At 68.2% G+C, this 21,070-nt stretch carries 24 protein-coding genes; 12 read left to right on the top strand and 12 right to left on the bottom strand.

The window, feature by feature from the left end:
* Window positions 1–19: 19 nt before the first annotated feature.
* Window positions 20–1,189: a phosphoserine transaminase gene (locus tag J4O73_RS09435; RefSeq protein WP_426216677.1), complete on the bottom strand. Its 1,170-nt coding sequence runs from the start codon at window positions 1,187–1,189 to the stop codon at window positions 20–22.
* A 187-nt stretch (window positions 1,190–1,376) separates the two neighbouring features.
* On the opposite strand from J4O73_RS09435, the gene J4O73_RS09440 reads away from it, so the two are divergent.
* Window positions 1,377–1,556, top strand: a complete 180-nt coding sequence (locus J4O73_RS09440) for a hypothetical protein (protein ID WP_426216679.1) — start codon at window positions 1,377–1,379, stop codon at window positions 1,554–1,556.
* Window positions 1,557–1,562: 6 nt separating this feature from the next.
* Here the strand turns inward: J4O73_RS09440 and trmD are convergent, their stop codons facing one another.
* Complete coding sequence (gene trmD, locus J4O73_RS09445; protein ID WP_426216681.1) at window positions 1,563–2,270, bottom strand: tRNA (guanosine(37)-N1)-methyltransferase TrmD; 708 nt, start codon at window positions 2,268–2,270, stop codon at window positions 1,563–1,565.
* 75 nt (window positions 2,271–2,345) lie between these two features.
* On the opposite strand from trmD, the gene J4O73_RS09450 reads away from it, so the two are divergent.
* Entirely contained in the window at window positions 2,346–3,065 is a 720-nt protein-coding gene (locus J4O73_RS09450; RefSeq protein ID WP_426216683.1) for a class I SAM-dependent methyltransferase, read from the top strand.
* A 394-nt stretch (window positions 3,066–3,459) separates the two neighbouring features.
* Here the strand turns inward: J4O73_RS09450 and rimM are convergent, their stop codons facing one another.
* Genes rimM through J4O73_RS09475 form a run of 5 tightly spaced genes read right to left on the bottom strand, consistent with a single transcriptional unit; the run spans window position 3,460 to window position 6,647 of the window.
* Complete coding sequence (rimM, locus tag J4O73_RS09455) at window positions 3,460–4,137, bottom strand: ribosome maturation factor RimM (protein WP_426216685.1); 678 nt, start codon at window positions 4,135–4,137, stop codon at window positions 3,460–3,462.
* 11 nt (window positions 4,138–4,148) lie between these two features.
* Window positions 4,149–4,511, bottom strand: a complete 363-nt coding sequence (gene rpsP / locus J4O73_RS09460) for a 30S ribosomal protein S16 (protein ID WP_378967153.1) — start codon at window positions 4,509–4,511, stop codon at window positions 4,149–4,151.
* A 9-nt stretch (window positions 4,512–4,520) separates the two neighbouring features.
* On the bottom strand, window positions 4,521–4,850 hold the full coding sequence (locus J4O73_RS09465; RefSeq protein WP_426216688.1) for a chorismate mutase: 330 nt from the start codon (window positions 4,848–4,850) through the stop codon (window positions 4,521–4,523).
* On the bottom strand, window positions 4,847–6,418 hold the full coding sequence (gene ffh, locus J4O73_RS09470; RefSeq protein WP_426216690.1) for a signal recognition particle protein: 1,572 nt from the start codon (window positions 6,416–6,418) through the stop codon (window positions 4,847–4,849). The genes J4O73_RS09465 and ffh overlap by 4 nt, the downstream gene beginning before the upstream one ends.
* A 10-nt stretch (window positions 6,419–6,428) precedes the next feature.
* Complete coding sequence (locus J4O73_RS09475) at window positions 6,429–6,647, bottom strand: glutathione S-transferase (protein ID WP_243953718.1); 219 nt, start codon at window positions 6,645–6,647, stop codon at window positions 6,429–6,431.
* A gap of 299 nt (window positions 6,648–6,946) precedes the next feature.
* Here J4O73_RS09475 and J4O73_RS09480 point away from each other — a divergent pair, with 299 nt between their 5' ends.
* From J4O73_RS09480 to J4O73_RS09510, 7 genes are all read left to right on the top strand, one after another.
* A complete protein-coding gene (locus J4O73_RS09480) occupies window positions 6,947–7,522 on the top strand; it encodes an ATPase (protein WP_426216692.1) in 576 nt (191 codons plus the stop codon).
* Between the two features lie 431 nt (window positions 7,523–7,953).
* Complete coding sequence (locus J4O73_RS09485) at window positions 7,954–8,979, top strand: Rieske 2Fe-2S domain-containing protein (protein WP_426216891.1); 1,026 nt, start codon at window positions 7,954–7,956, stop codon at window positions 8,977–8,979.
* A 90-nt stretch (window positions 8,980–9,069) separates the two neighbouring features.
* A complete protein-coding gene (locus J4O73_RS09490; RefSeq protein ID WP_426216694.1) occupies window positions 9,070–9,309 on the top strand; it encodes a DUF6894 family protein in 240 nt (79 codons plus the stop codon).
* A gap of 69 nt (window positions 9,310–9,378) precedes the next feature.
* Window positions 9,379–10,440 (top strand): MBL fold metallo-hydrolase, encoded by a 1,062-nt coding sequence (locus J4O73_RS09495; protein WP_426216696.1) that lies wholly within the window; start codon window positions 9,379–9,381, stop codon window positions 10,438–10,440.
* Window positions 10,441–10,514: 74 nt separating this feature from the next.
* On the top strand, window positions 10,515–12,125 hold the full coding sequence (locus J4O73_RS09500) for an ABC transporter substrate-binding protein (protein WP_426216698.1): 1,611 nt from the start codon (window positions 10,515–10,517) through the stop codon (window positions 12,123–12,125).
* 66 nt (window positions 12,126–12,191) lie between these two features.
* Window positions 12,192–12,455 carry a hypothetical protein gene (locus J4O73_RS09505; protein ID WP_426216700.1) on the top strand — a complete coding sequence of 88 codons (264 nt, stop codon included), beginning with the start codon at window positions 12,192–12,194 and terminating at the stop codon, window positions 12,453–12,455.
* 152 nt (window positions 12,456–12,607) lie between these two features.
* Complete coding sequence (locus tag J4O73_RS09510; protein ID WP_426216701.1) at window positions 12,608–13,021, top strand: EF-hand domain-containing protein; 414 nt, start codon at window positions 12,608–12,610, stop codon at window positions 13,019–13,021.
* Window positions 13,022–13,095: 74 nt separating this feature from the next.
* Here the strand turns inward: J4O73_RS09510 and pcaD are convergent, their stop codons facing one another.
* Genes pcaD through J4O73_RS09525 form a run of 3 tightly spaced genes read right to left on the bottom strand, consistent with a single transcriptional unit; the run spans window position 13,096 to window position 14,074 of the window.
* Window positions 13,096–13,884, bottom strand: coding sequence for a 3-oxoadipate enol-lactonase (gene pcaD, locus J4O73_RS09515; RefSeq protein WP_426216703.1), 789 nt, complete (start codon window positions 13,882–13,884; stop codon window positions 13,096–13,098).
* 27 nt (window positions 13,885–13,911) lie between these two features.
* A complete protein-coding gene (locus J4O73_RS09520; RefSeq protein ID WP_426216893.1) occupies window positions 13,912–13,983 on the bottom strand; it encodes a DUF2061 domain-containing protein in 72 nt (23 codons plus the stop codon).
* Window positions 13,952–14,074 carry a DUF2061 domain-containing protein gene (locus J4O73_RS09525; RefSeq protein ID WP_426216705.1) on the bottom strand — a complete coding sequence of 41 codons (123 nt, stop codon included), beginning with the start codon at window positions 14,072–14,074 and terminating at the stop codon, window positions 13,952–13,954. Before J4O73_RS09525 ends, J4O73_RS09520 begins: the two co-directional genes overlap by 32 nt.
* 148 nt (window positions 14,075–14,222) lie before the next feature.
* Here J4O73_RS09525 and J4O73_RS09530 point away from each other — a divergent pair, with 148 nt between their 5' ends.
* Window positions 14,223–14,654 carry a DUF1810 domain-containing protein gene (locus tag J4O73_RS09530; protein ID WP_426216707.1) on the top strand — a complete coding sequence of 144 codons (432 nt, stop codon included), beginning with the start codon at window positions 14,223–14,225 and terminating at the stop codon, window positions 14,652–14,654.
* A 19-nt stretch (window positions 14,655–14,673) separates the two neighbouring features.
* Here J4O73_RS09530 and J4O73_RS09535 read toward each other — a convergent pair whose 3' ends face one another.
* Complete coding sequence (locus tag J4O73_RS09535; protein ID WP_426216709.1) at window positions 14,674–17,142, bottom strand: PBP1A family penicillin-binding protein; 2,469 nt, start codon at window positions 17,140–17,142, stop codon at window positions 14,674–14,676.
* A 294-nt stretch (window positions 17,143–17,436) separates the two neighbouring features.
* On the bottom strand, window positions 17,437–18,546 hold the full coding sequence (locus J4O73_RS09540) for a transglycosylase SLT domain-containing protein (protein ID WP_426216711.1): 1,110 nt from the start codon (window positions 18,544–18,546) through the stop codon (window positions 17,437–17,439).
* A gap of 363 nt (window positions 18,547–18,909) precedes the next feature.
* Between J4O73_RS09540 and J4O73_RS09545 the strand changes: the two genes are divergently transcribed.
* Together J4O73_RS09545 and J4O73_RS09550 are read left to right on the top strand one after the other, a co-directional pair.
* Window positions 18,910–20,100, top strand: coding sequence for an inositol-3-phosphate synthase (locus J4O73_RS09545; RefSeq protein ID WP_378967124.1), 1,191 nt, complete (start codon window positions 18,910–18,912; stop codon window positions 20,098–20,100).
* On the top strand, window positions 20,100–21,026 hold the full coding sequence (locus J4O73_RS09550) for a hypothetical protein (protein ID WP_426216713.1): 927 nt from the start codon (window positions 20,100–20,102) through the stop codon (window positions 21,024–21,026). Before J4O73_RS09545 ends, J4O73_RS09550 begins: the two co-directional genes overlap by 1 nt.
* Window positions 21,027–21,070: the final 44 nt, after the last annotated feature.

The following is a 21,070-nucleotide window of genomic DNA, read 5'->3' on the forward strand; positions in this document are numbered from 1 at the left end:
GAGGGAAGGGCGCGGGTTTTCAGGCCGCTGCGGTCAGCGCGGCCTTTTCCTGGGCGAAGGCCCAGTCGAGCCACGGCAGAAGCGCCTCGACATCGGCGGTTTCCACGGTGGCGCCGCACCAGATCCGCAGCCCGGCGGGGGCATCGCGGTAGGCCGCGATGTCGAGGGCGACGCCCTCCTTCTCAAGCCGCGAGGCGATGCCTTTGGCGAGCGATGCCACGGCGTCGTCGCCCTTGGCCAGCACGTCCGGATCGGCGATCACGAGGCAGACGCCCGTATTGGAGCGCGTTGCCGGATCGACGGCCAGGGGCGCCACCCACGGGGTACGCTCGACCCAGGTATAGATCGCCGCCGCGTTGGCATCGGCACGTCCATGCAGGGCCTCGAGCCCGCCGATCCGCTGCGCCCAGGTGAGCGTGTCGATGTAATCCTCGACCGCGAGCATGGAGGGCGTGTTGATCGTGTCGCCCTTGAAGATGCCCTCGATCAGCTTGCCGCCCTTGGTCAGGCGGAACACCTTCGGCAGCGGCCAGGACGGGGTGTGGCTCTCGAGCCGGGCGACGGCGCGGGGCGAGAGGATGAGCATTCCGTGGGCGGCCTCGCCACCCATCACCTTCTGCCAGGAGAAGGTGACGACATCGAGCTTATCCCACGGCAGGGGCTGCGCGAACGCCGCCGAGGTGGCGTCGCAGATCGTCAGCCCCTCGCGGTCGGCGGGGATCCATTCGCCGTCCGGCACCTTCACGCCCGCGGCGGTGCCGTTCCAAGTGAAGACGACGTCGCTGCTCTTCGTATCAATCGCCGAAAGGTCGGGCAGCACGCCGTAGGGCGTCTGGTGGATCACCGGATCGATCTTGAGCTGCTTGAGCGCGTCAGTGACCCACTCCTTGCCGAAGGCCTCCCACGCGGCGACGGCCACGGGGCGGCAGCCCAGCATGGTCCACATCGCCATCTCGACGGCGCCGGTATCGGAGGCCGGGACGATCCCGATCCGATAGTCGGCGGGCACCTGCAACACCTCACGGGTCAGGTCGATCGCCTGAATCAGCTTGGCCTTGCCGAGGGGGGAACGGTGTGAGCGGCCCAGGGCGGCATCGGCCAGGGCCTGCGGGGTCCAGCCGGGGCGCTTGGCGCAGGGGCCGGACGAGAAATAAGGCACGCGGGGGCGCGTGGTGGGTCGAGCACTCATATGATCCATCCTTGCAGATGGGCGCTCCTCGTTGGGGAGGAGTGTCCCGCCGACGCGTCTGCGCCCAAACTTGGCCGCGCGCAAGCCCGATCCGCACCGGGACGGTGGCGTGCCGGTCACAAGAACGAGCGATTAAGATCGTCGGCTTAGTCTCGCCAACGTACCGCGTTGTGTTTCAGGTGCGCCGATGTCCTTCGAAGATGCCGCGATCGTCGCGGCCTGTACTGTCGTGTTCGGTCTCGTGATCGCCCTGCTTCCGCGCGGCCGGAAGCCCGACTTGATGGAGCGGCCGAGCCACCAATCGCTGGAATTCGATCCGCTGTCGGTCGATGCCGACGGGCCGGTGCTCGATCTCAAGGCGGCCTGAGCGTCGTCAGGACGGTACGCGCTTCAAGAGATCGGGGCGGCGCTCGGCTGTGATGCGCCGGGCTTCGTCCCGCCGCCATTTCGCGATGGCACCGTGGTTGCCGCCGCTCAGGATGTCGGGAATGGCGCGGCCCTCCCACTCCCTCGGGCGCGTATAGTGCGGGTATTCGAGGAGCCCGCCCTCGAAGCTTTCCTCGACGCCCGATTCGGCCTTGCCCATCACGCCGGGGAGAAGCCGCACGCAGGCATCGAGCAGCGTGATCGCAGCGATCTCCCCGCCCGAGAGCACGTAATCGCCGATCGACACCTCTTCGAGATCGCGTCCCGCGATCACCCGCTCGTCCACGCCCTCGAACCGGCCGCAGACCACGAGCACGCCCGGCCCGGAGGCCAGTTCACGCACCCGCTCCTGCCGCAGGGGGCGGCCGCGGGGCGACATCAAGAGGCGTGGCCTCGGATCCCCGGGCGGGGCAGCAGCGTCGATGGCGGCGGCCAGCACATCGCAGCGCAGGACCATGCCAGCCCCGCCACCGGAGGGGGTGTCGTCCACGCTCCGGTGCCGCCCAAGCCCGTGCTCGCGGATATTGCGCGCCTCGAGGCTCCATTCGCCCCGGCCGAGGGCATCGCCGGAGAGCGAGATGCCGAGGGGGCCGGGAAACATCTCCGGGTAGAGGGTGAGGATGGTGGCCCGCCAGGGCATGTCCGTGCGTGTCATGGCGCTAGATCGCGCGTCCGGTGCGGCACGGTCAACGCGCTCGGCACCGACGAATGCCCTCGGTGGTTATGGAGCATGCTGCGCCTCTCGCTCCTCCTCTCCCTCGCTTTCGTGGCACCGGCCCAGGCCGCCGGACCCCTGTCCCCACCGGGCGCGCCTGCCGAGGCGTTTCCGAAGCCGGATCGGCCCGTCGCCGAGATTGTCGCGCCCCAATGGACGGCTGAGGCCGTGCGGGACAAAATCGGAGAGTTCGAGGCGGTCGCCAAGGCCATGAGGATCGGCCCCGGCGAGACCGTGGCCGATATCGGGGCGGGCAGCGGCTACTACGTCGTGAGGTTGAGCCCTCGCGTCGGGCCTTCGGGGAAGGTCCTCGCGGAGGACGTGACGCCCGCCTACCTCGCCAGCCTGGAGCGCCGGGTGAAAGGGCTCGGGAACGTCACGGTGGTTAGGGGCGAGCCCCACGACCCCCGCCTTCCGCCCGCTTCCGTCGATGCGGTGGTGCTGGTTCACATGTACCACGAGATCACGCAGCCCTTCGGCCTGCTCTACAATCTCGCTCCCGCGATGCGCCCTGGAGGCCGTGTCGGCATCCTCGATGCGAACGACATCCCCTCACGCCACGGAACGCCACCCGCGCTGCTGAGATGCGAGTTGGCGGCGGTCGGCTACCGGGAAACCGGCTTCCACCCCATGCCTGACGGAACGTATCTCGCCGTGTTCGAGGCGCCCACGCCGGAGGCCAGGCCGAAGCCGGACACGATCCGTCCATGCAAGGACGCAGCGAGTGCGCGATGAGGACAATCACGCGATTTCGCCCAGACGGGGCGTGTGAAGAATCAACGTAGGGTTGCTTGAGCGTCCATAGGCGGCTCGCCATAACGGCCACGCTCAAGGCGCCTCTCCGGCCCGAAGGCCCTCGCTATGAGGCTTGCGGCGGACTTGATCGGCCGTCGCCCCCGCGAGGGTGAGGAGATCGATCGGAGAGGAGGTGATTCGTGTGCTCGGGATTCCGATTCTCACCGTCACCGTGAGTAAAAATGCCAGCGCGTGGTCCGTGACCATCACGCTGGCATTCAAGCTCGTATAACAGCCAAGAGCAAAGGAGTCGGGGTTGAGGTAGCGCTCGCCCCGGCTCCGGCCTGAAGATAAATCCTCAGGCCCCGACTTTCAATCGCCGCGTTGCGTCGGTTCAGCCCGGATCGTCGGCGGGCTTCGGCCCCGGCGCCTCGAAGAAATCCTCGGGTAGCGCGACGGTGATCCGTCGGCCCGGCACATCGAGATCGGGCACAAAAGCCTTGGTGAAGGGCAGGAGCGCCGTGGCGCCGCCCGCTGCCGGGCGAAGTTCCAGCAGATCGCCGCCGCCGTAATTCGGCACCGCGACCACCGTCGCGACGAGGGTTCCGGCGGCATCGACCGCCTCCGCGCCGATCAGGTCGGTGGTGAAGAACTCATCCGTCTCCTCCGGCGTGCCGAGGCGCGCGCGAGGGACGTAGACCGCAAGGCGATTCAACGCTTCGGCGGCATTGCGACCCGAGACGCCCTGGACGCGGGCGATCAGCATGTCGGTCGAGGAGCCGGGAGCGGGGCGGACCTCGGCGAGGGTCAGTGCCCGCCCGTCGGCGGTCATCAGCGGGCCGTAGCCCGCGATGGCTTTCGGGTCGGCCGTGTACGACTTCAGCCGAACCTCGCCGTTGAGGCCATGGGCCCGACCGAACTCGCCCATGAGGACGAGATCCGGATCCACGGCGGTGGGCGGCGGCTTCGGCGCGGGAGGCTTGGCCGACGTGGCGACCTCCGGCGCAAGGGCCGGAGGTCGGGCGCGGCGAGCGCCGTCGCGGGAGTTGGGACCAGCGGGGCGGCGCGTCACCAGCGAGTGCCTTAGGCGGCGGCGTCTTCGGCCGGGGCGGCGGCCTTCTCGGCGCGCTTGGCGGCCCGCTCCTTGGACTTCTCGCCCGGCTCGGCCTTCTGCGGGTTGTTGCGGGTCGGACGCTTGGCGAGGCCGGCCTGGTCGAGGAAGCGCAGGACGCGATCGGTCGGCTGCGCGCCCTTGGCGAGCCAGCTCTGGATCTTCTCGTTGTCGAGCACGACGCGGGCCGGATCGTCCTTGGCCTTCATCGGATCGTAGGCGCCGACCTTATCGATGAAGCGGCCATCGCGCGGCGAGCGGGCGTCGGCAACGACGATGCGGTAGTAGGGGCGCTTCTTGGCGCCGCCGCGGGTGAGACGGATCTTGAGGGACATGATGACTTCCTAGTCTTGAGCGTCGACCGTGGCGCCATGCTCGGCCGCGATCGTCTGGTGGTGCCGGATGACTTCCTTGACGACGAACGCCAGAAATTTCTCGGCGAAATCGGGGTCGAGCTTGGCTTCGACCGCGAGTTTGCGGAGCCGGGCGACCTGACGGGCCTCCCGGTCCGGATCGGAAGGGGGAATCCCCTTGCGGGCCTTCAGCTCGCCGACCCGCTGGGTGCAGCGGAAGCGCTCGGCGAGCAGGTGGATCAGGGCGGCATCGAAATTGTCGATGCTGTCGCGCAGACGCGCGAGTTCAGGATCGACGGCTTGCGCGGACAGGATCGTCATTTTTTCTTCCCGAACGGCAGGCCGCCGCCGAGGCCGGGGAGCTTCGGCCCCCCGAGACCCGGAAGGCCCGGCAATTTCGGCATCCCGCCACCGAGGCCCGGCGGCATCGGCGGCAGCTTGCCGCCGAACTGCTTCTGGATCTCTTCGATCTGCTCCGGGGTCGGCTCCGGCATGCCCGGGGGCAGCTTCATGCCGCCGGGGAGGCCGGGCATCCCGCCGCCGCCGCCGAGCCCGAACATCGAGCCGAGCGCCTGTCCAATGCCGCGCTTGCCCGAACCCATCGCCTTCATCATGTCGGCCATGGTCCGGTGCATCTTCAGGAGTTTGTTGATCTCCGAGACGTCGACGCCCGACCCCGCCGCGATGCGCTTCTTGCGGGAATTCTTCAGCAGGTCCGGGTTCTTCCGCTCCTGCGGCGTCATCGAGGAGATGATTGCCCGCTGACGCTTGAACATCTTCTCGTCGAGGTTCGCGCCCTCGACCTGCTTCTTGATCTGGCCCATGCCGGGCAGCATGCCCATCAGGCCGCCGATGCCGCCCATCTTCTCCATCTGGGCGAGCTGCATGGACAAGTCTTCAAGGTCGAACTTGCCCTTGCGCATCTTCTCGGCGGTGCGCATCGCCTGTTCGGCGTCGATCGTCTCCGCCGCCTTCTCAACCAGGGAGACGATGTCGCCCATGCCGAGGATGCGGTTGGCCACGCGCGCCGGGTGGAATTCCTCCAGCGCATCGACCTTCTCGCCCGTGCCGACGAGCTTGATCGGCTTGCCGGTGACGGCGCGCATCGAGAGCGCCGCACCACCGCGCGAATCGCCGTCCATGCGGGTGAGCACGATGCCGGTCACGCCGAGGCGCTGGTCGAAGGCGCGGGCGGTGTTCACCGCGTCCTGACCGGTGAGCGCGTCGGCGACGAGCAGAACCTCGTGCGGGTTCGTAGCCGCCTTCACGTCGGCCGCCTCGACCATCAAGGCCTCGTCGACCGTGGTCCGGCCGGCGGTGTCGAGCATCACGACGTCGAAGCCACCGAGGCGCGCGGCCTCCATCGCCCGGCGGGCGATCTGCACGGCGGATTGCCCGGCGACGATGGGCAGGCTTTCGACGCCGACCTGCTTCGCCAGAACCGCCAATTGCTCCATGGCGGCGGGGCGGCGGGTGTCGAGGGAGGCGAGCAGCACCTTTCGGCGCTCGCGCTCGGACAAGCGGCGGGCGATCTTGGCGGTGGTGGTGGTCTTACCCGAACCCTGGAGGCCGACCATCAGGATCGGCACGGGGGCGGGGGCGTTCAGGCTGATGATCTCGGCATCGGTGCCGAGCATGGCGACCAGCTCGTCGTTGACGAGCTTCACCACCATCTGGCCGGGCGTGACCGACTTCAGCACCGTGGCGCCGACGGCCTTCTCGCGGACCCGGTCGGTGAAGCCGCGCACCACTTCCAGGGCGACGTCGGCTTCCAAGAGGGCGCGGCGCACTTCGCGCATCGCGGCGGTGACGTCGGCCTCGGTCAGCGCGCCCCGGCGGGTCAGGCCGGACAGAATGCCGGAAAGGCGGTCGGAAAGTCCTTCGAACATGCCGGGCCCGTTACTGCTCGAGCCCGGCGCGCGAGACCCGGCGAGCCTGGAGCGACGCCTCGAAGCTCTGGATCGCGCGGGCGAACTTGTCCCGGCATTCCGGATTGCAGAAGCCGACCACGGCGCCGTTGTAGAGGGTGAGCGAGTCGGCCGAAATCGGCTTGCCCGACCACGGGCAGGCGTCGTTCACCGCATCCTCGATCTTCAGCACGTGTCTCTCGGCCACCATCAGGTGTATGCCTCCGCCACCGGGCCCGTCCCTCGGTCATCGGTCCAACACCCATTGCGCCCGAGGGCGCACACGCGCTGTCGGGCGTTGACCTCCGGCCTCTCGGGCCGGTCGGCGGGTCATGTTGCGATCATCTCAGGATCGGGAGGGCGGGACCTAGCGGCCGAGCGTGGAAAAGTCAATTTTTTGCATGGTCGCCCCCTCGCGTCAGGGGGTGCGGCGTGGACGCCGCAGGTCTTTACCGGCCGTTAAGCATGTTGGGATTGGCTGGAAGGGAATGATTCCCAGGACGCTCGCCGATGTCTGAACCTGCCCGCGCATTCCGTCTTCCGGAAGACGACAGCCATTGCGGCGCGGGGCCGCTGCAGGACTGGCTCGCCGCCATCAAGCGTTACGAAACCGAGGAAGACGGTGGCCTGAAGGCACCGGCCGCCGACAACACGCCTTGGGGGCCCCGTCTCGTCCAGCCTGCTCCGGCTGCCGCCGAGGAGGCCGAGGCCGCCGACATCTCCGAGCTGATGGCCGAAAACCTGATGCTCAAGGCGCGGCTCCAGGTCGAGCAGGACCGGCAGGACTCGTTGCAGACGGCACTCGCCGTGCAGATCCGCGAGTTGCGCGAGCACATCGCGCAGGAAATGAGCACCCTGGAGGAATTGCGGGCCGGGCAAGCGGCGGTGCAGGCCGAGTACGACGCTTTCCAGGCCGAGCGAGACAGCCTCCGCCGCGCCTGCGACCGGGCCGTCGCGGAGCGGGATTCCGTCCGCGCCGAGCGGGACGTGTTGATCGCCGAGCGCGACGGGCTTCGCGGCGACCGTGACTTGTGGCGCGCCCGCGCCGAGGCCTTGGCTCAACCCTTGTTCCAAGTGAAGGCCTGAACCGGCCAAGGCCTGAACCGGCAATGCCTGAAACGGCGAAGGGCCACCCCGTTTCCAGGATGGCCCTTCCATTGCCGAACCGACACGTCCGGCGGATCTGTTCCGAATTCGAGTCTCAGACGCGCTTAGAGCGACGCGCCGGAGGCGAAGGTCCAGGTCCGGGAAGCCGAGACGGTCGGCTGATGACAATGAGACACTGGATCACCTCCTTTCGTTAGTTGCGGATGAAAGGAAGTTAGGCGGCCCGACGCGGCTTGTGAAGGGCGTGGGCCTGCGTCCGTTAGCCCACCGGGCCGGTCGAATTTTTGCCGCCGTTGCGGTTGGGGGGTAAGACGGCCGGAAGGCTTCCATCCTCCAACGTGATCTCGCCCGTGAACGTTCAGGTTCCTCCACCGCGCCCTTCCGACGAGGCGGCCCTCGATCCCGAGGCGATGCGCCAGCCGTTGCCGAGCGCGTGGTACTGCGTCGGCCGCGCCGACAGCCTGTCGGGCGGTCGCCTTCGGGCCGTCGGGCTGAACGGCGAACAGATGGTGATCGGCCGTGGCAAGGACGGGGCGTTCTTCGCTCTGCGGGATCGCTGCCCTCACCGGGGCATGGCCCTGTCGAAAGGGCCGTTCGACGGGCAGACTCTGATGTGCCCGTTCCACGGCTGGCGCTTCGGCACGGATGGCGGCTGCCGTGACGTGCCGACCCTTTCCGAGCACGACGCCGCCGATTTCTCCCGCATCCGGGTGCAGCCCTTCCCCATCCGCGAAAGCGCCGGCTTCCTCTGGGTCAATCCGCATCTCGGTGCGCCCGCCGGTGAGCCGCCCGCCGTGCCGGAACTGGCCTTCGAGCCTGCCGGAAGCCTCGTGGTCGAATTGGAGGTCGAGGCCTCCTTCGACCTGACGGTGCTCAGCCTCGTCGATCCCGGCCACGTCGCCTTCGTCCACGATACGTGGTGGTTTCGCCCTTCGAAGCAGCTGCGCGAGAAGGTGAAGATCTTCGAGCCGGTCATGCACGGCTTCACCATGGCGAGCCATGCCACCACGACGAGTTCGCCGGTCTACCGGCTGCTCGGCGGCGTGCCCGAGGTCGAGATCGAGTTCCGCTTGCCGGGTGTGCGGCTGGAGCGCATCCGCGCGGGCGAGAAACACGTGGCGAATTACACCTTCGCGACCCCGCTCTCCGCCAACCGGACGATGCTGACCAACGCACTCTATTGGAGCATGCCGGCTCTCAATCTTCTGAAGCCGGTCGCCCGGCCGCTGATGCGCCAGTTCCTCGGCCAGGACCAGCGGGTGCTACAGGACGCGCAGAAGGGGCTCGACCGGAAGCCGACCATGGTGCTGTTCGGCCAGGGCGATCTGCCCTCGCAATGGTACTTCCGCCTGAAGCGCGAGGCGCTGGAAGCGGGTCTTGCGGGGCGGCCCTTCGTCAATCCACTAGAGCGGCGCGAGCTGCGCTGGCGCTCCTAGCACGAGGCTGATCTCACGCGCGGCAAGCTTCCGTTAACCATGGTTTACGTAGTCTCGCCCCAGGACCGAGGCCCCGAGACACGTTCGCCAATGCCCCGCTATTTTATCGACCTGCACGACGGCATTCAGCCCATCAAGGACGAAGTCGGGTTCGACTTGCCCGACCTGCCTGCCGCCCGCGCCAAGGTGGTCCGCATCATGTCGGCCATCGCCCGTGACATGCTCCCCGAGGTGGAGCGGCAGGATTACGTGGCGGGCGTTCGCGATGCCGTGGGCAAAGTGGTCTACCGTGTGCGCCTGTCCCTCGCGACGGAGGTCATCGAGGGTTGATCCGGCCGATGGCCGATCCGGCAAGGTGCCGCGCTTGACCGGCGCGGCCGTGCCGCCATCTCTCACAGCATGAAACGGCGCAGCCTGCTGACGGTCGCGAGCGCGGCCACGGTCATGACCCTCGGCGGCGTCGGCTACGCCGCCCACCGCCGTAACGCGAACCCCTATTATTCGGGGCCGGTCTCCGATCATTTCGACGGGAAGCGGTTCTTCATCCCCGGGGTCGATACCGACCGCGGCCTGAAGGACATCGCCCGCTGGCAGGCCCAACGCCAGCGCACCCCCTGGCCGAAGAGCGTCCCGAGCCCGTTCCCCGCCGATATCCCGCCGGAGCGGGTCTCGGGCCTGCGCGTCGTGCTCATCGGGCATGCGAGCTATCTGGTGCAGGTCGCGGGCCGCAACATCCTCATCGATCCGGTCTTCGCCAAGCGGGCGAGCCCCGTGCGCTTCGCGGGCCCGAAGCGGGTGAACCCGCCGGGCATCGCGCTGGCCGACCTGCCACCGATCGATGCGGTGCTCATCACCCACAACCACTACGACCATCTCGACGGGCCGAACCTCGCCCGGATCTGGCAGGCGCATCAGCCCCTCGTCGTGGCGCCGCTCGGCAACGACGCGATCCTGCGCGGCTACGACGACACGATGCATGTCGAGACCCGCGACTGGGGTGAATCGGTCGATCTCGGCGACGGGCTCTCCGTCCACCTCACCCCCGCCAACCATTGGTCGGCACGGGGGCTGAACGACCGCCGCATGGCCCTATGGTGCGCCTTCGCGATCCTGTCGCCCCAGGGCTTCCACTACCATGTCGGCGATACCGGCCTGGGCGACGGCACGATCTTCCGCGACGTGCGCGCCCAGTTCGGGCCGCCGCGCCTCGCGACCCTGCCCATCGGCGCGTATGAGCCGCGCTGGTTCATGCGGCCCCAGCACGTCGATCCGCACGAGGCGGTGGAGATCGCCGGGCTTCTCGGCGCGGCGCAGGCGCTCGGCCACCACTGGGGCACGTTCCAGCTCACCGACGAGGGCGTCGAGCGACCGGCGGAGGATCTCGCCGCCGCCCTCGACGCGGCCGGTTGGCCGCAGGACCGGTTCATCCCCCTCCGGCCGGGTCAGGTCTGGCAGGGCTGAGCGGCCGCTCACCGGCACGATGTATGCAAGATACCTGACGCGGTGATGCCAGCCGCGTCAGCTTCAGGACCACCATGTCTCTTGTCGTGCCGACACGCCGTTCCCTCATGGCCGGGGGCGCGGCACTCGCCGCCCTGGGCTCGAGCGACCGCGCCGCGAGTGAGCCGGGCAGCCTCACCTACGGCATCTCCATGACGGATCTGCCCCTCACCACCGGCCAGCCGGACCGGGGCGCAGGCGGCTACCAGTTCACCGGCCTCACCCTCTACGATCCCCTGGTCGCCTGGGAACTCGATGTGGCCGACCGGCCGGGCAAGATGGTGCCGGGCCTCGCCACCTCGTGGGAGAACGATCCGGCCGAGCGCAAGAACTGGATCTTCCGTCTGCGCGACGGCGTGACGTTCCATGACGGCTCGGCCTTCGACGCCGACGCGGTGATCTGGAACTTCGACAAGGTGCTGAACAAGGAAGCACCGCATTTCGACCAGCGACAGGCGGCCCAGGTCCGCCCGCGCCTGCCGGGGGTGGCGAGCTACAGGAAGCTCGACCCGATGACGGTGCAGGTGACGACGAAGGCCGCCGACAGCCTGTTCCCCTACCAGATGCTCTGGTTCCTGATCTCCTCGCCCACGCAGTTCGAGAAGGTCGGCCGCGATTGGGCGAAGTTCGCCTTCGAGCCCTCGGGAACCGGGCCGTTCAAGCTCGCCAAGCTCACACCGCGCGTCAGCCTGGAGATGGTGCCGAACGCCGGGTACTGGAACAAGAAGCGCATTCCCAAGCTGTCGAAGCTGACGCTCGCCTGCGTGCCGGAGGATCTGGCGCGGGTGAACGCGCTGCTTTCGGGCAATGTCGATCTCATCGAATCGCCCGCGCCCGATGCCGTGCCGCGCCTGAAGGGAGCGGGGATGCGAGTCGTCGGCAACGACACCCCGCATGTCTGGAATTACCACCTCTCCATGCTGGAGGGCTCGCCCTGGCGCGACCTGCGCCTGCGCAAGGCCGCCAACCTCGCCATCGACCGGGACGGCGTCGTGCAATTGATGGGCGGTCTTGCGAGCCCTGCGGCCGGCCAGGTGCAGAAGTCGAGCCCGTGGTTCGGCAAGCCGGATTTCGTGGTCAAGACCGATGTCGATCAGGCCCGCAAGCTCGTCGAGGAGGCGGGCTATTCCGTGAAGAACCCGCTCAAGACCACGATCCTCATCCCGAGCGGCGGCACCGGGCAAATGCTGTCCCTGCCGATCAACGAGTTCGTGCAACAGAGCTGGGCCGAGGTCGGCATCCAGGCCGAGTTCAAGGTGGTGGAACTGGAAGTCGCCTATACCGGCTGGCGCCAGGGTGCGGCGGATCCGAGCCTGAAGGGCGTCTCGGCCGGCAACATCGCCTACGTCACGTCGGACCCGTTCTATGCGATCCTGCGCTTCTACGATTCGAAGCAGATCTCACCCAACGGCGTGAACTGGAGCCATTACCGGAATCCCGAGGTCGATGGCCTCTGTGACAAGGTGAAGGCGAGCCTCGACCCCGCCGAGCAGGACAAGCTGCTCGCCCGTATCCACGAGATCGTGGTGAACGATGCCGTGCAGGTTTGGGTGGTCCACGACACGAACGCCCATGCCCTGTCGAATCGGGTGAAGCAGTATGTTCAGGCTCAACACTGGTTTCAGGACCTGACGACACTAGCCTGACGGTGATGCTCCCGGAACTCCTCGTCGCGAGCACAGTTGTCTCGCGACTCAAAAGGGGAGGATCCAATGAGAATCGTCTTGGCCGGTGCTCTCGTCGCCGCGTCCGTTCTGACGGCCGTTCCGGCGTTTGCCCAAACCATCGAACTCGGCCCGCGTGGTCCGAGCATCGATCTGCGTTCGCGCGGTGAGCGCGAGCGCGATTTCCGGCGCGAGCAGTATCGCCGTGATCGCGAGGCCGAGCGTCGCTATTACCGCCGCGAGCGTTACAGGGGCGAAGGCTACGGCGACCGTAACGAGCGTCGTGAATACCGGCGCGGCTACGGATACTGAGATCGCGACATCTTCGAGCGACAGGGGCCGGTACTCACCGTTCCCCGTCGCCTTCGGGAACCTGCGATGGCGTCGAATGCTTCTTTTCGCACTTGCGTCAAAGCCGCGCGCAGCTTAGGTGTGCGTGGCAACAGGTTCGGGAGAAAGTGGCAATGACCCTTCGTAACATCAGTGGCTTCGCGGCTGTGGCCCTCGTGGCGGTTGGTTTCGCGGCGCCTGCCGCCATGGCGAAGCCGGCTGGCGGCGCCGCCGCCGTCAAGATGATCGACACGGACAGCGACGGCACCGTCGACATGAAGGAAGTCGAGGCCGTGGCCTCCGCCACCTTCGATCGTCTCGAGAAGGATTCCGACGGCACGCTCGACGCGAAGGAGCTGAAGGGCCGCCTCAGCAAGGCTGGCGTTCAGTCCGCCGATCCGGATTCCGACGGCACCCTCGACAAGAAGGAATACCTCGCGGCTGTCGGCGAGCGCTTCAAGATGGCCGACCCGGACGGTGACGGCACCCTCGACGCCAAGGAGCTGAACTCCAAGGCTGGCAAGGCGCTCCTCGCCCTCATCAAGTAAGGCGCGGGCCGTCAGGCCCCCTCACTGAACACAGGAAGCCCCCGGCGAGCCGCTCGCCGGGGGCTTTTTGCGTGTCAGCCGCTTCGGTCGAGGAAGGCACGCAGGTAAGAGCCTACGGCGTCTGGGCGTTCGACGGCTAGAAGGTGCGCGGCCTTCGGCAGCACGACGAGTTCGGCCTGGGGAACATGGTCGCAGATCTCCTGCGCCATGGTGGGCGGGGTCGAGGGATCCTCGCGGCCTGCGATGACGAGCGTCGGCGCTTCGAGCGCCCCGAGGCGGGGGCGGAGATCCATCCGGCCGATCGCACCACAACAGGCGGCGTAGCCCACGGGATCACACGCGACGAATCGTTCTCGCACCGCCTGGATCGAGGCCGGTTCGCGTTCGGCGAAGCCGGGGGTGAACCAGCGCCCGAGCGTTGCCTCGACGAGGGCACCGAGGCCCTTCTCGCGCACGGTCCGGGCGCGCTCGTTCCACATCTCTTCACTGGGCAGGCAGGCTGCCGTCGCCATGAGCGTGGCGCTGATCACCCGCTCCGGCATCCGGCAGGCGAGATCCTGCACGGTCATGCCGCCGAGCGAGAGGCCGACGCAATGGGCGCGGGCGATGCCCAGCGCATCGAGCAGGCCGACGAGATCACCGGAAAGGTCGGCGATCTCGGTTCGGGTGTCACGCGTGCCCGATCCGCCGTGGCCGCGCGTATCGTAGCGCAGGATGCGGTAGCGCCCGGCGAGAGCGGGCAGCAGTGCATCCCACATGGCCAGGGTCGCACCGAGCGAGTTCGAGAAGGCGACGACGGGCGCCCCCTCCGGACCCTCCAGCGTGTGATTCAGATCAATGCCGTCGACCGAAATGGATGCCAAGGCGCCGCCTCCTTTCCCGCTTCAGGCCTAGCCCTGAGGAACCAGGATCCAGGCTCGTTCATGCAGGTCATAGAGCACCGTCTTGGTGACAGTCTCCACCCAGAGCGATCGTGCCCGCGACGACGATGTCGCCGGTGAAGGACCATGAGAGGGCCAGGGTGTCGAGGCTGCCGATGAGGCGCCACGTCACGGCCTTCGCAATGTCACGGCCTTCGCAATCGAGCGCCAGCGGGCATCGGAAGACGGCATGCGGTGGTTCTCCCTCTCAGTCATGCCCTCGCCACTCCGCGAGGCGGGCTCGCGTTGATCCCACTCCGGTCAAAAGGGCAGGGTCTGCCATGGTCCACGCAAAAGACGACCCCTTCGATCTCCACCGCTTCGTCTCTGCCCAGGAGACCGCCTACGAGCGGGCGCTCTCCGAATTGCGCGCAGGCGCCAAGCGCAGCCACTGGATGTGGTTCATCTTTCCACAGATTGCGGGTCTCGGATCGAGCTCCATGGCCCAACTCTACGCGATCGGCTCCCTCGACGAAGCGCGGGCCTATCTCGCCCATCCCCTTCTCGGTCCGCGCCTGCGGGACTGCACCGAGGCGACCTTGCAGGCGGGCGGTACGGCCCATGCCCTGTTCGGCAGCCCCGACGACATGAAGTTCCGCTCCAGCATGACGCTGTTCGGCCGCGCGGCTCCGGAGGAGCCGCTGTTCCTCAGGGCCCTGGCCCGATTCTACGGTGGCGCCGAGGATCCGAAGACGGTGGAGCGCTTGCGGTAGAAAACCGCCGGAGACGCTTCTATCGCCCCCACATCCCCACACGCTCTGCCCTTGCCTGATCCTCTGCATCCAAGAGGTCGGCCGGGGCGTCCTCGCGGGCGCGGGCGCCGCCCGCCGCGACGATCATCCCGGCAAGATCCGCCCCGTCGAGCGTGCAGCGGGCACCGGTCTCGCCGGACCCGGTGCAGACCACCTCGCGCCGCCGCAGGTAACCCGCGAGTTGCCGGGCGAGATGTCCGCCTTGGCCCTCAAGGCCGAGCAACCGCACGGTGCGCCCCCGGAAGGAGAGCGTGCCTGTGTCGATCACGCTCGGCACACCCCGCACCTCATCCTGGCCGACGGTCTGCGGCGCAGGCGGGACCGGGGGCGGGGGAGCAGGGGACGCCGGCTCGGCCCGCGCGGCGGAGACGGCCTTGCGTGCCTTGCCCTTGGCGAGCAGGGACGAGGCGCGCTGCACGAAATCGTGGAAGATCCCCGCAGGCATCTCCCCGCCGAACATCTTGCTCATGGAGCTGTCGTCGTCGTTGCCGACCCAGACGCCCACGACGAGGTCCGGGGTCATTCCGACGAACCACGCATCGCGGAAATCCTGGCTGGTGCCGGTCTTTCCCCCGATGATCTGGCCCGGCACCCGGGCTGCCCGGCCGGTGCCGGATTCGACCACCGCCTGAAGCGAATCGAGCATCATGGTGCGCGGCTCGACAGGAAGGCTCGCCGTACCCGCCGGATCGCTGCGGACATAGACCGGCTTGGGATCGCCGCCCCGGATGGCGTTGACGCCGTAGGTGTCCAAGGGCGTCAGGCCCGAGAGAACCGAGCCGAAGGCGCGGGTGATCTCGATGAGACTCACTGCCCCCGAGCCCAGGACGAGGCTCGGCACGTTCGGCAGTTCGGATTGGATGCCGAGGCGCTTGGCGGTGGCGATGATTGCCGGGATCCCGACCTCCTGGCCGAGTTGTGCCGCGACGGTATTGATCGACAGGGCAAAAGCGGTCCGTAGCGGCACCGGCCCGCGATATCGACCGTCGTCGTTCTCGGGTTCCCAATCGCCGATCCGCACCGGGCGATCGACGAGGACGGTCTCGGGGCTGAAGCCCTTTTCGTAGGCCGTGAGGTAGGTCAGCATCTTGAACAGCGAGCCGGGCTGGCGCTTCGCCTGCACGGCCCGGTTGAACTGACTGTCCTCGTAGTCGCGCCCGCCGACCATGGCGAGGATCGCCCCCTCCTTCGACAGCACGACCATGGCCGCCTGCCCGACCTTCCGGCGGGCGCCATCCTTGTCGAGACGGCGGGCCACGGCCGCCTCCGCGAGGCTCTGAAGGTCGAGGTTCAGGGTCGATCGGACGGTGATGTCGCCATCGGTCCCCGCGAGGCGCTTCAGGTCCGGGGCGATCATGTCGAGGAAGTAGTTCGTGCCGGGCGGGGCCTCGGGCGGGGTCTTCAGCGTCACGCTCTGGCGCCTTGCGGCATCGGCGTCCTTCGATGTGATCGCGCCGGTCTCGACCATGGCTTGCAGCACCACGTCGGCGCGCTCCTTGGCACCACCGAGATTGCGGGTCGGGGCCAACTGGGAGGGGGCACGGACGAGGCCTGCCAGCATCGCCGCCTCGGACAGGGTGAGCGCCTTGGCGGGCTTGCCGAAATAACGCCGCGCGGCGGCATCCGCGCCATAGGCGCCCGCCCCGAAATAGGCGGCATCCAGATAGCCGAGCAGGATCTCGTCCTTGCTCATCGTCGCCTCGGCGCGGAGCGCCAGAAGGGCCTCCTGCGTCTTGCGCCAGAGGGTCTTCTCCTGGTTCAGGGTGACGAGCCGGACATATTGCTGCGTGATGGTCGAGCCGCCCTCGCGCACGCCGCCACCGCGCAGGTTGCGCCAGAAAGCCCGGGCGAGCCCGCGCAGGTCGATGCCGAAATGGCTGTAGAAGCGCCGGTCCTCGATGGCGATGATGGCTTGCGCGAGGTGCGGCGGCAGATCGGCGGCGGTGAGCTTCTGCCCCCGGAACGTGCCCCGCGTGGCGAAGACGCGGCCATCATCGGCCTCGACCGTGATGGCGCGTTGCCCGTTCACCGTCACGCCGCTGCCCAACGGCGGAAGCGTCACGAGCGCCGCGAACACGTAGATCGCGAGCAGGGCGACCGGCAGCAGGATCGCGGCGCCTGCGACGGCCAGGATCGGCCGTTTCCCGGAGGCCGCCCGTAAGTCGGTGAGCCGGGTGTACAGACGCGGACGAGCCAGGGTCGGCTCCGCGCGAGGTTCCTCTTGTGGAGCCGAAGCGGACCGGGCGATCCGGCGCTGCTTGCGTGCATCGAGCGCGCGCGTGAGGCTGGAGCGCGCGGCTTGATACGAGGCTCCGCCCGCTCGTCCCATGAAGACGCCGAGGCTGCGCCCCAGCGCCGCCGCCGCGCCCAAGACCTCGCGCCCGGCGGAGCGGGTGTCTGGCGGCGTATCCTCCGGCCGGGAGGCGTCCGGGCGCGGGCCGTCGCTCACGGCCTGGGCGGCCGTGCGGCGGTGTGATGGGGGCTGGAAGCGAGGATCAGGAGCATCACTCCAAACGCGTTGGCGTAGGCACCGACCCACCCGCTGAGCGCGAAAGCTGACATACCCCGCTCGATGACCGGGGCAAGCCCGGAGGGGTCCTTAAGTGAGGATCGAAGGAGGGAGCGGTCGTTATGGCTGTCTGCGCTCCGGTGGAGGCTGAAAACCGGCGCAGCCAAGCTGCGCCGTTTCGCCTCAGAACGCCGGGGGTACGGGGCCCGTTCCGGCCCCGCCTTCCTCAGCCGGTCATTCGGCCGTGGGCGGCAGCGCCTCGGTCACTTCGATACGGCGCGGCGAAGAGGGCTCGGCCTCGGGCGGAGTGACCGTGTCCGCAACGGCCGCCACGGCGGTCACGCCCCGGTAGCGGGCGAGGCGTACATCGATCATGTCCTCGATGCGGTTCTGGAATTCCGCGATCGTCAGGTGGCGACGCTTGCCGCCCTGCTTCTGCGTGAACAGGCTGCGGTTCGCCTTGGCGGCGGAACGGAAAGCCTTGGCGGCGGTCTCGTCGGGCTTCTCGTTCGAGAGCGACAGGAACCGGCCCGCGCTCGCCGAGCCAAGGAAATGCGCGAGGTACATCTCCGCCGTAGAGAGCGGGCGCCCGACGCGGGCCTCGATCCGGTCCCGGTCACGCTTGATCAGTTCGGCGGCCATCAGCGCGGCGACGCGCGGGTCGTTGCGCAGGGACAGGACGTGGTCCTTCATCCCACCCGCGACGGTGATGGCGGGGCCGCTTCCCTTCACCGAGGCGGCTTCCTCATCGAGGCCGTAGCGGGCGCCGAAATCGCGGATCAGCTCCAGCCAGGTCGCCCGCACGAACTGGAACAGGCCCTGGGCCGAAGAGGTCGCAGCTTTTGCGTCGGTGTCGAAGCTGGACTCCTTGTCGGCGAGCGCCATCATATAGACGGGATCGACGCCGGCTTCCTCGGACGCCTTCACGATGGTGTCGACCACCTTGAGCGGAACGCTGCGCTCGCCGAAGCGCACGGCATCCTCACCGGCCTTCTGCGTCACGCGGGGGAGGGCGGCGAGGTTGTCCTCGATCAGGGCCGTGGTCGGCGGGTCCTGCTCCGGCAGGGGCAGGCCGTTCCAGGCCGAACGGGTCTCGGTCGGTGCGGCAGCGGTGAGGGCGGTCTCGGCCTTCGGGCTGTTTTCGATCCGGTCATGGGCCTGGGCGGCCGTGGCGAAGAAGGCGGGTGCCTTTGCACTCTGCGGCAGGCCGAAACCGGCAAGCAGGCCGAGTGCCAGGGCACCGGTCGCACGCCTGCGGGCAAACCGCCGGGTGCGTGTGGTCGTCGCGAGCATGAGTCCGCCCACGTCGTCGGCGCAGAGCGCCGGCTCCGGGAAAACCCCCATTCTTTGGTCCTCTTGTTCCCTGTCTCCGAAGGCCCCGGCATCTGACGGCCAGGTGCGGTCGGGCGGCTGCTCTATCGGCGCCTGCCGTGACCAGAATGGGACGGCGAGGTGATCTGACCGTGGCAGGGTCTACGAAGGGTTAACCATCGATGCCCCGCTGGAAGGCGGCTCGCACAGGTTGTGCGCAGGGGCGCGGCGCAGGTTGATCCGAACAGATCGTGCAAGTTGCGGTCGCAAGATGTCGCAGCCCGTCTTGGAACGAAGCAGCGGCGGCCCAGTTGGGTAGGGCCCGTTAGCCGGGCACGGGGGTTCGACCTTCCAACCCGGACGCGTTCCGCGTCCTCACAAGGACACCAGTTTCCCATGAGCATGCAGACCGGTCGCCGCGTCGGCGTCGCCATCGTTGGCATGGGGGGCGCCGTCGCGACCACCGCCATTGCCGGCATCGAGATGATCAAGTCCGGTTCGAACCGGCTCGATGGGCTGCCGCTGGCGGGTGTGCCGGTCAACGGCATGGCGGACTATAAGGACCTCGTCTTCGCGGGTTGGGACCTGAACGGCGACGACCTCGCCTCGGCGGCCGCCGGGCACGGCGTGCTGACGAAGCAGGACATCGAGAACGGCGCCCAGGTGCTGAAGGGCATCACGCCCTGGCCGGCTGTGGGCAGCGCCAAGTTCTGCAAGAACATCGACGGGCAGAACCGCATCGTCGCCAAGGACCACCGCGAGGCGGTTTCGGTCATCGCCAACGACCTCAGCCGGTTCAAGAAGGAGAGCAACCTCGACGACGTCGTCGTGGTGAACCTCGCCTCGACCGAGCGTTGGCCCGACCTGTCCGATCCGACCCTCAATTCCAGCGCCGCCTTCGAGAAGGGGCTGGACGAGAGCGACGAGGCGATCTCGCCCGCGATGCTCTACGCCTACGCGGCGATCAAGAGCGGCATCCCTTACGCGAACTTCACCCCGTCGGTGGCCGCCGACGTACCCGCGCTCCTCGAACTCGCCAAGGACCTCAACGTCCCGGTGGCGGGCAAGGACGGCAAGACCGGCCAGACCATGATGAAGACGGTGCTCGCCCCCGCCTTCAAGGCCCGCGCCCTGCACGTGGACGGCTGGTTCTCGACCAACATCCTCGGCAACCGCGACGGCCTCGCCCTCAACGACCCGAACTCGCTGCAGTCGAAGCTCAACACCAAGGGCACGGTGCTGGACTCGATCCTCGGCTACCCGGTCGAGGACCATCTCGTGCACATTCACTATTACCGCCCGCGCGGTGACGACAAGGAAGCCTGGGACAACATCGACATCACCGGCTTCATGGGCCAGCGGATGCAGGTGAAGGTGAACTTCCTCTGCAAGGACTCGATCCTGGCCGCCCCGCTCGTGATCGAGATCGCCCGCGTTCTCGATCTCGCCAAGAAGCGTGGCGACGGCGGCGTGCAGGAGCAGCTCTCGACCTTCTTCAAGGCGCCGATGGTCAAGAATGGCCATGGCCCCGAGCACGCCTTCGGCAAGCAGGAGAAGATGCTCCTCGACTGGCTCGGCGTTCACTGATGCAGGACGAGACCGGGGCGGGCGCCAGTGCGCCCGCCGAGTTGCGTGATCTCCTCGTGGAGCTCAACGACCTGAAGCGCGTCCGGTCCGCCGGGCGCGAGGGGACCATCGCCGAGCGCCTGTTCGCGCAGGGCTGGTCCATGCTCACGGGCGGCGCCGATCCCGAGGACGTCGCCCTCGACATCACCGCCACCGCGCTTGCCGCGACCCGCCTCACCGATCTCGACGCCGCCTTCCTCACCGCCGCCGGCCTCTCCGAGGCCGAGGCGGCGACGGTTCTTCGCGCCGGGTTCGATGAGGTGACGGGGGCGCTCGATCCGGCGCTTCGCGACCGGCTTCGTGCCCGGCTCACCCCCGGCAAGGATCCGGAGGCGGGCTTCGTGCCGGGCTTCGTCGGCGCGCTCGCCGCCCAGCCCCGGGCGGGCGTCACCTGCCCCGGCAAGCCCCGGATCCTGCTGGAGCCGCCGGAGAACCATGCCGAGCACTGCCTAATGGTGGCGGTGTACGGCGTGTGCCTCAGCCCGTTCTACGGGGCGGACCCATCGACGGTGTTCCTCGCCGCCATGGCGCACCATTTCCATAACGCCGCGATGCCCGATGCGGGCTTCACCGGCGAGATGCTGCTCGGCGACCATCTCCTGCCGATCATGGAGGTGGCGACGGGCTGGGCGCTCGGGGAACTCGACGAGGCGGGCGGCCTGCGTGCCGCCGTCGAGCGTGCCCGCGCGATCCTGCCCGACGATTCCACGTCTGAGGGCCGCGCCTTCCATGCGGCCGATTGCATCGATCGCGTCCTCCAGATCGCCCAGCATCTCCGCGCGGCGACCCTGACCATGGGCACGGTGCTCGATGAGATGGAGTTGGTTCATGCGGGGCCGGTGAAGAGCTTCCATGACAGGGTTCTGCGGGACATGCGGATCCCTTGAGCGCGACGCTTGATCGATGGGCGCTCGCGCCCATCTGCCGATCC

Origin of the sequence: Methylobacterium sp. NFXW15 (assembly GCF_049887755.1) — a bacterium.
Taxonomy (GTDB): domain Bacteria; phylum Pseudomonadota; class Alphaproteobacteria; order Rhizobiales; family Beijerinckiaceae; genus Methylobacterium.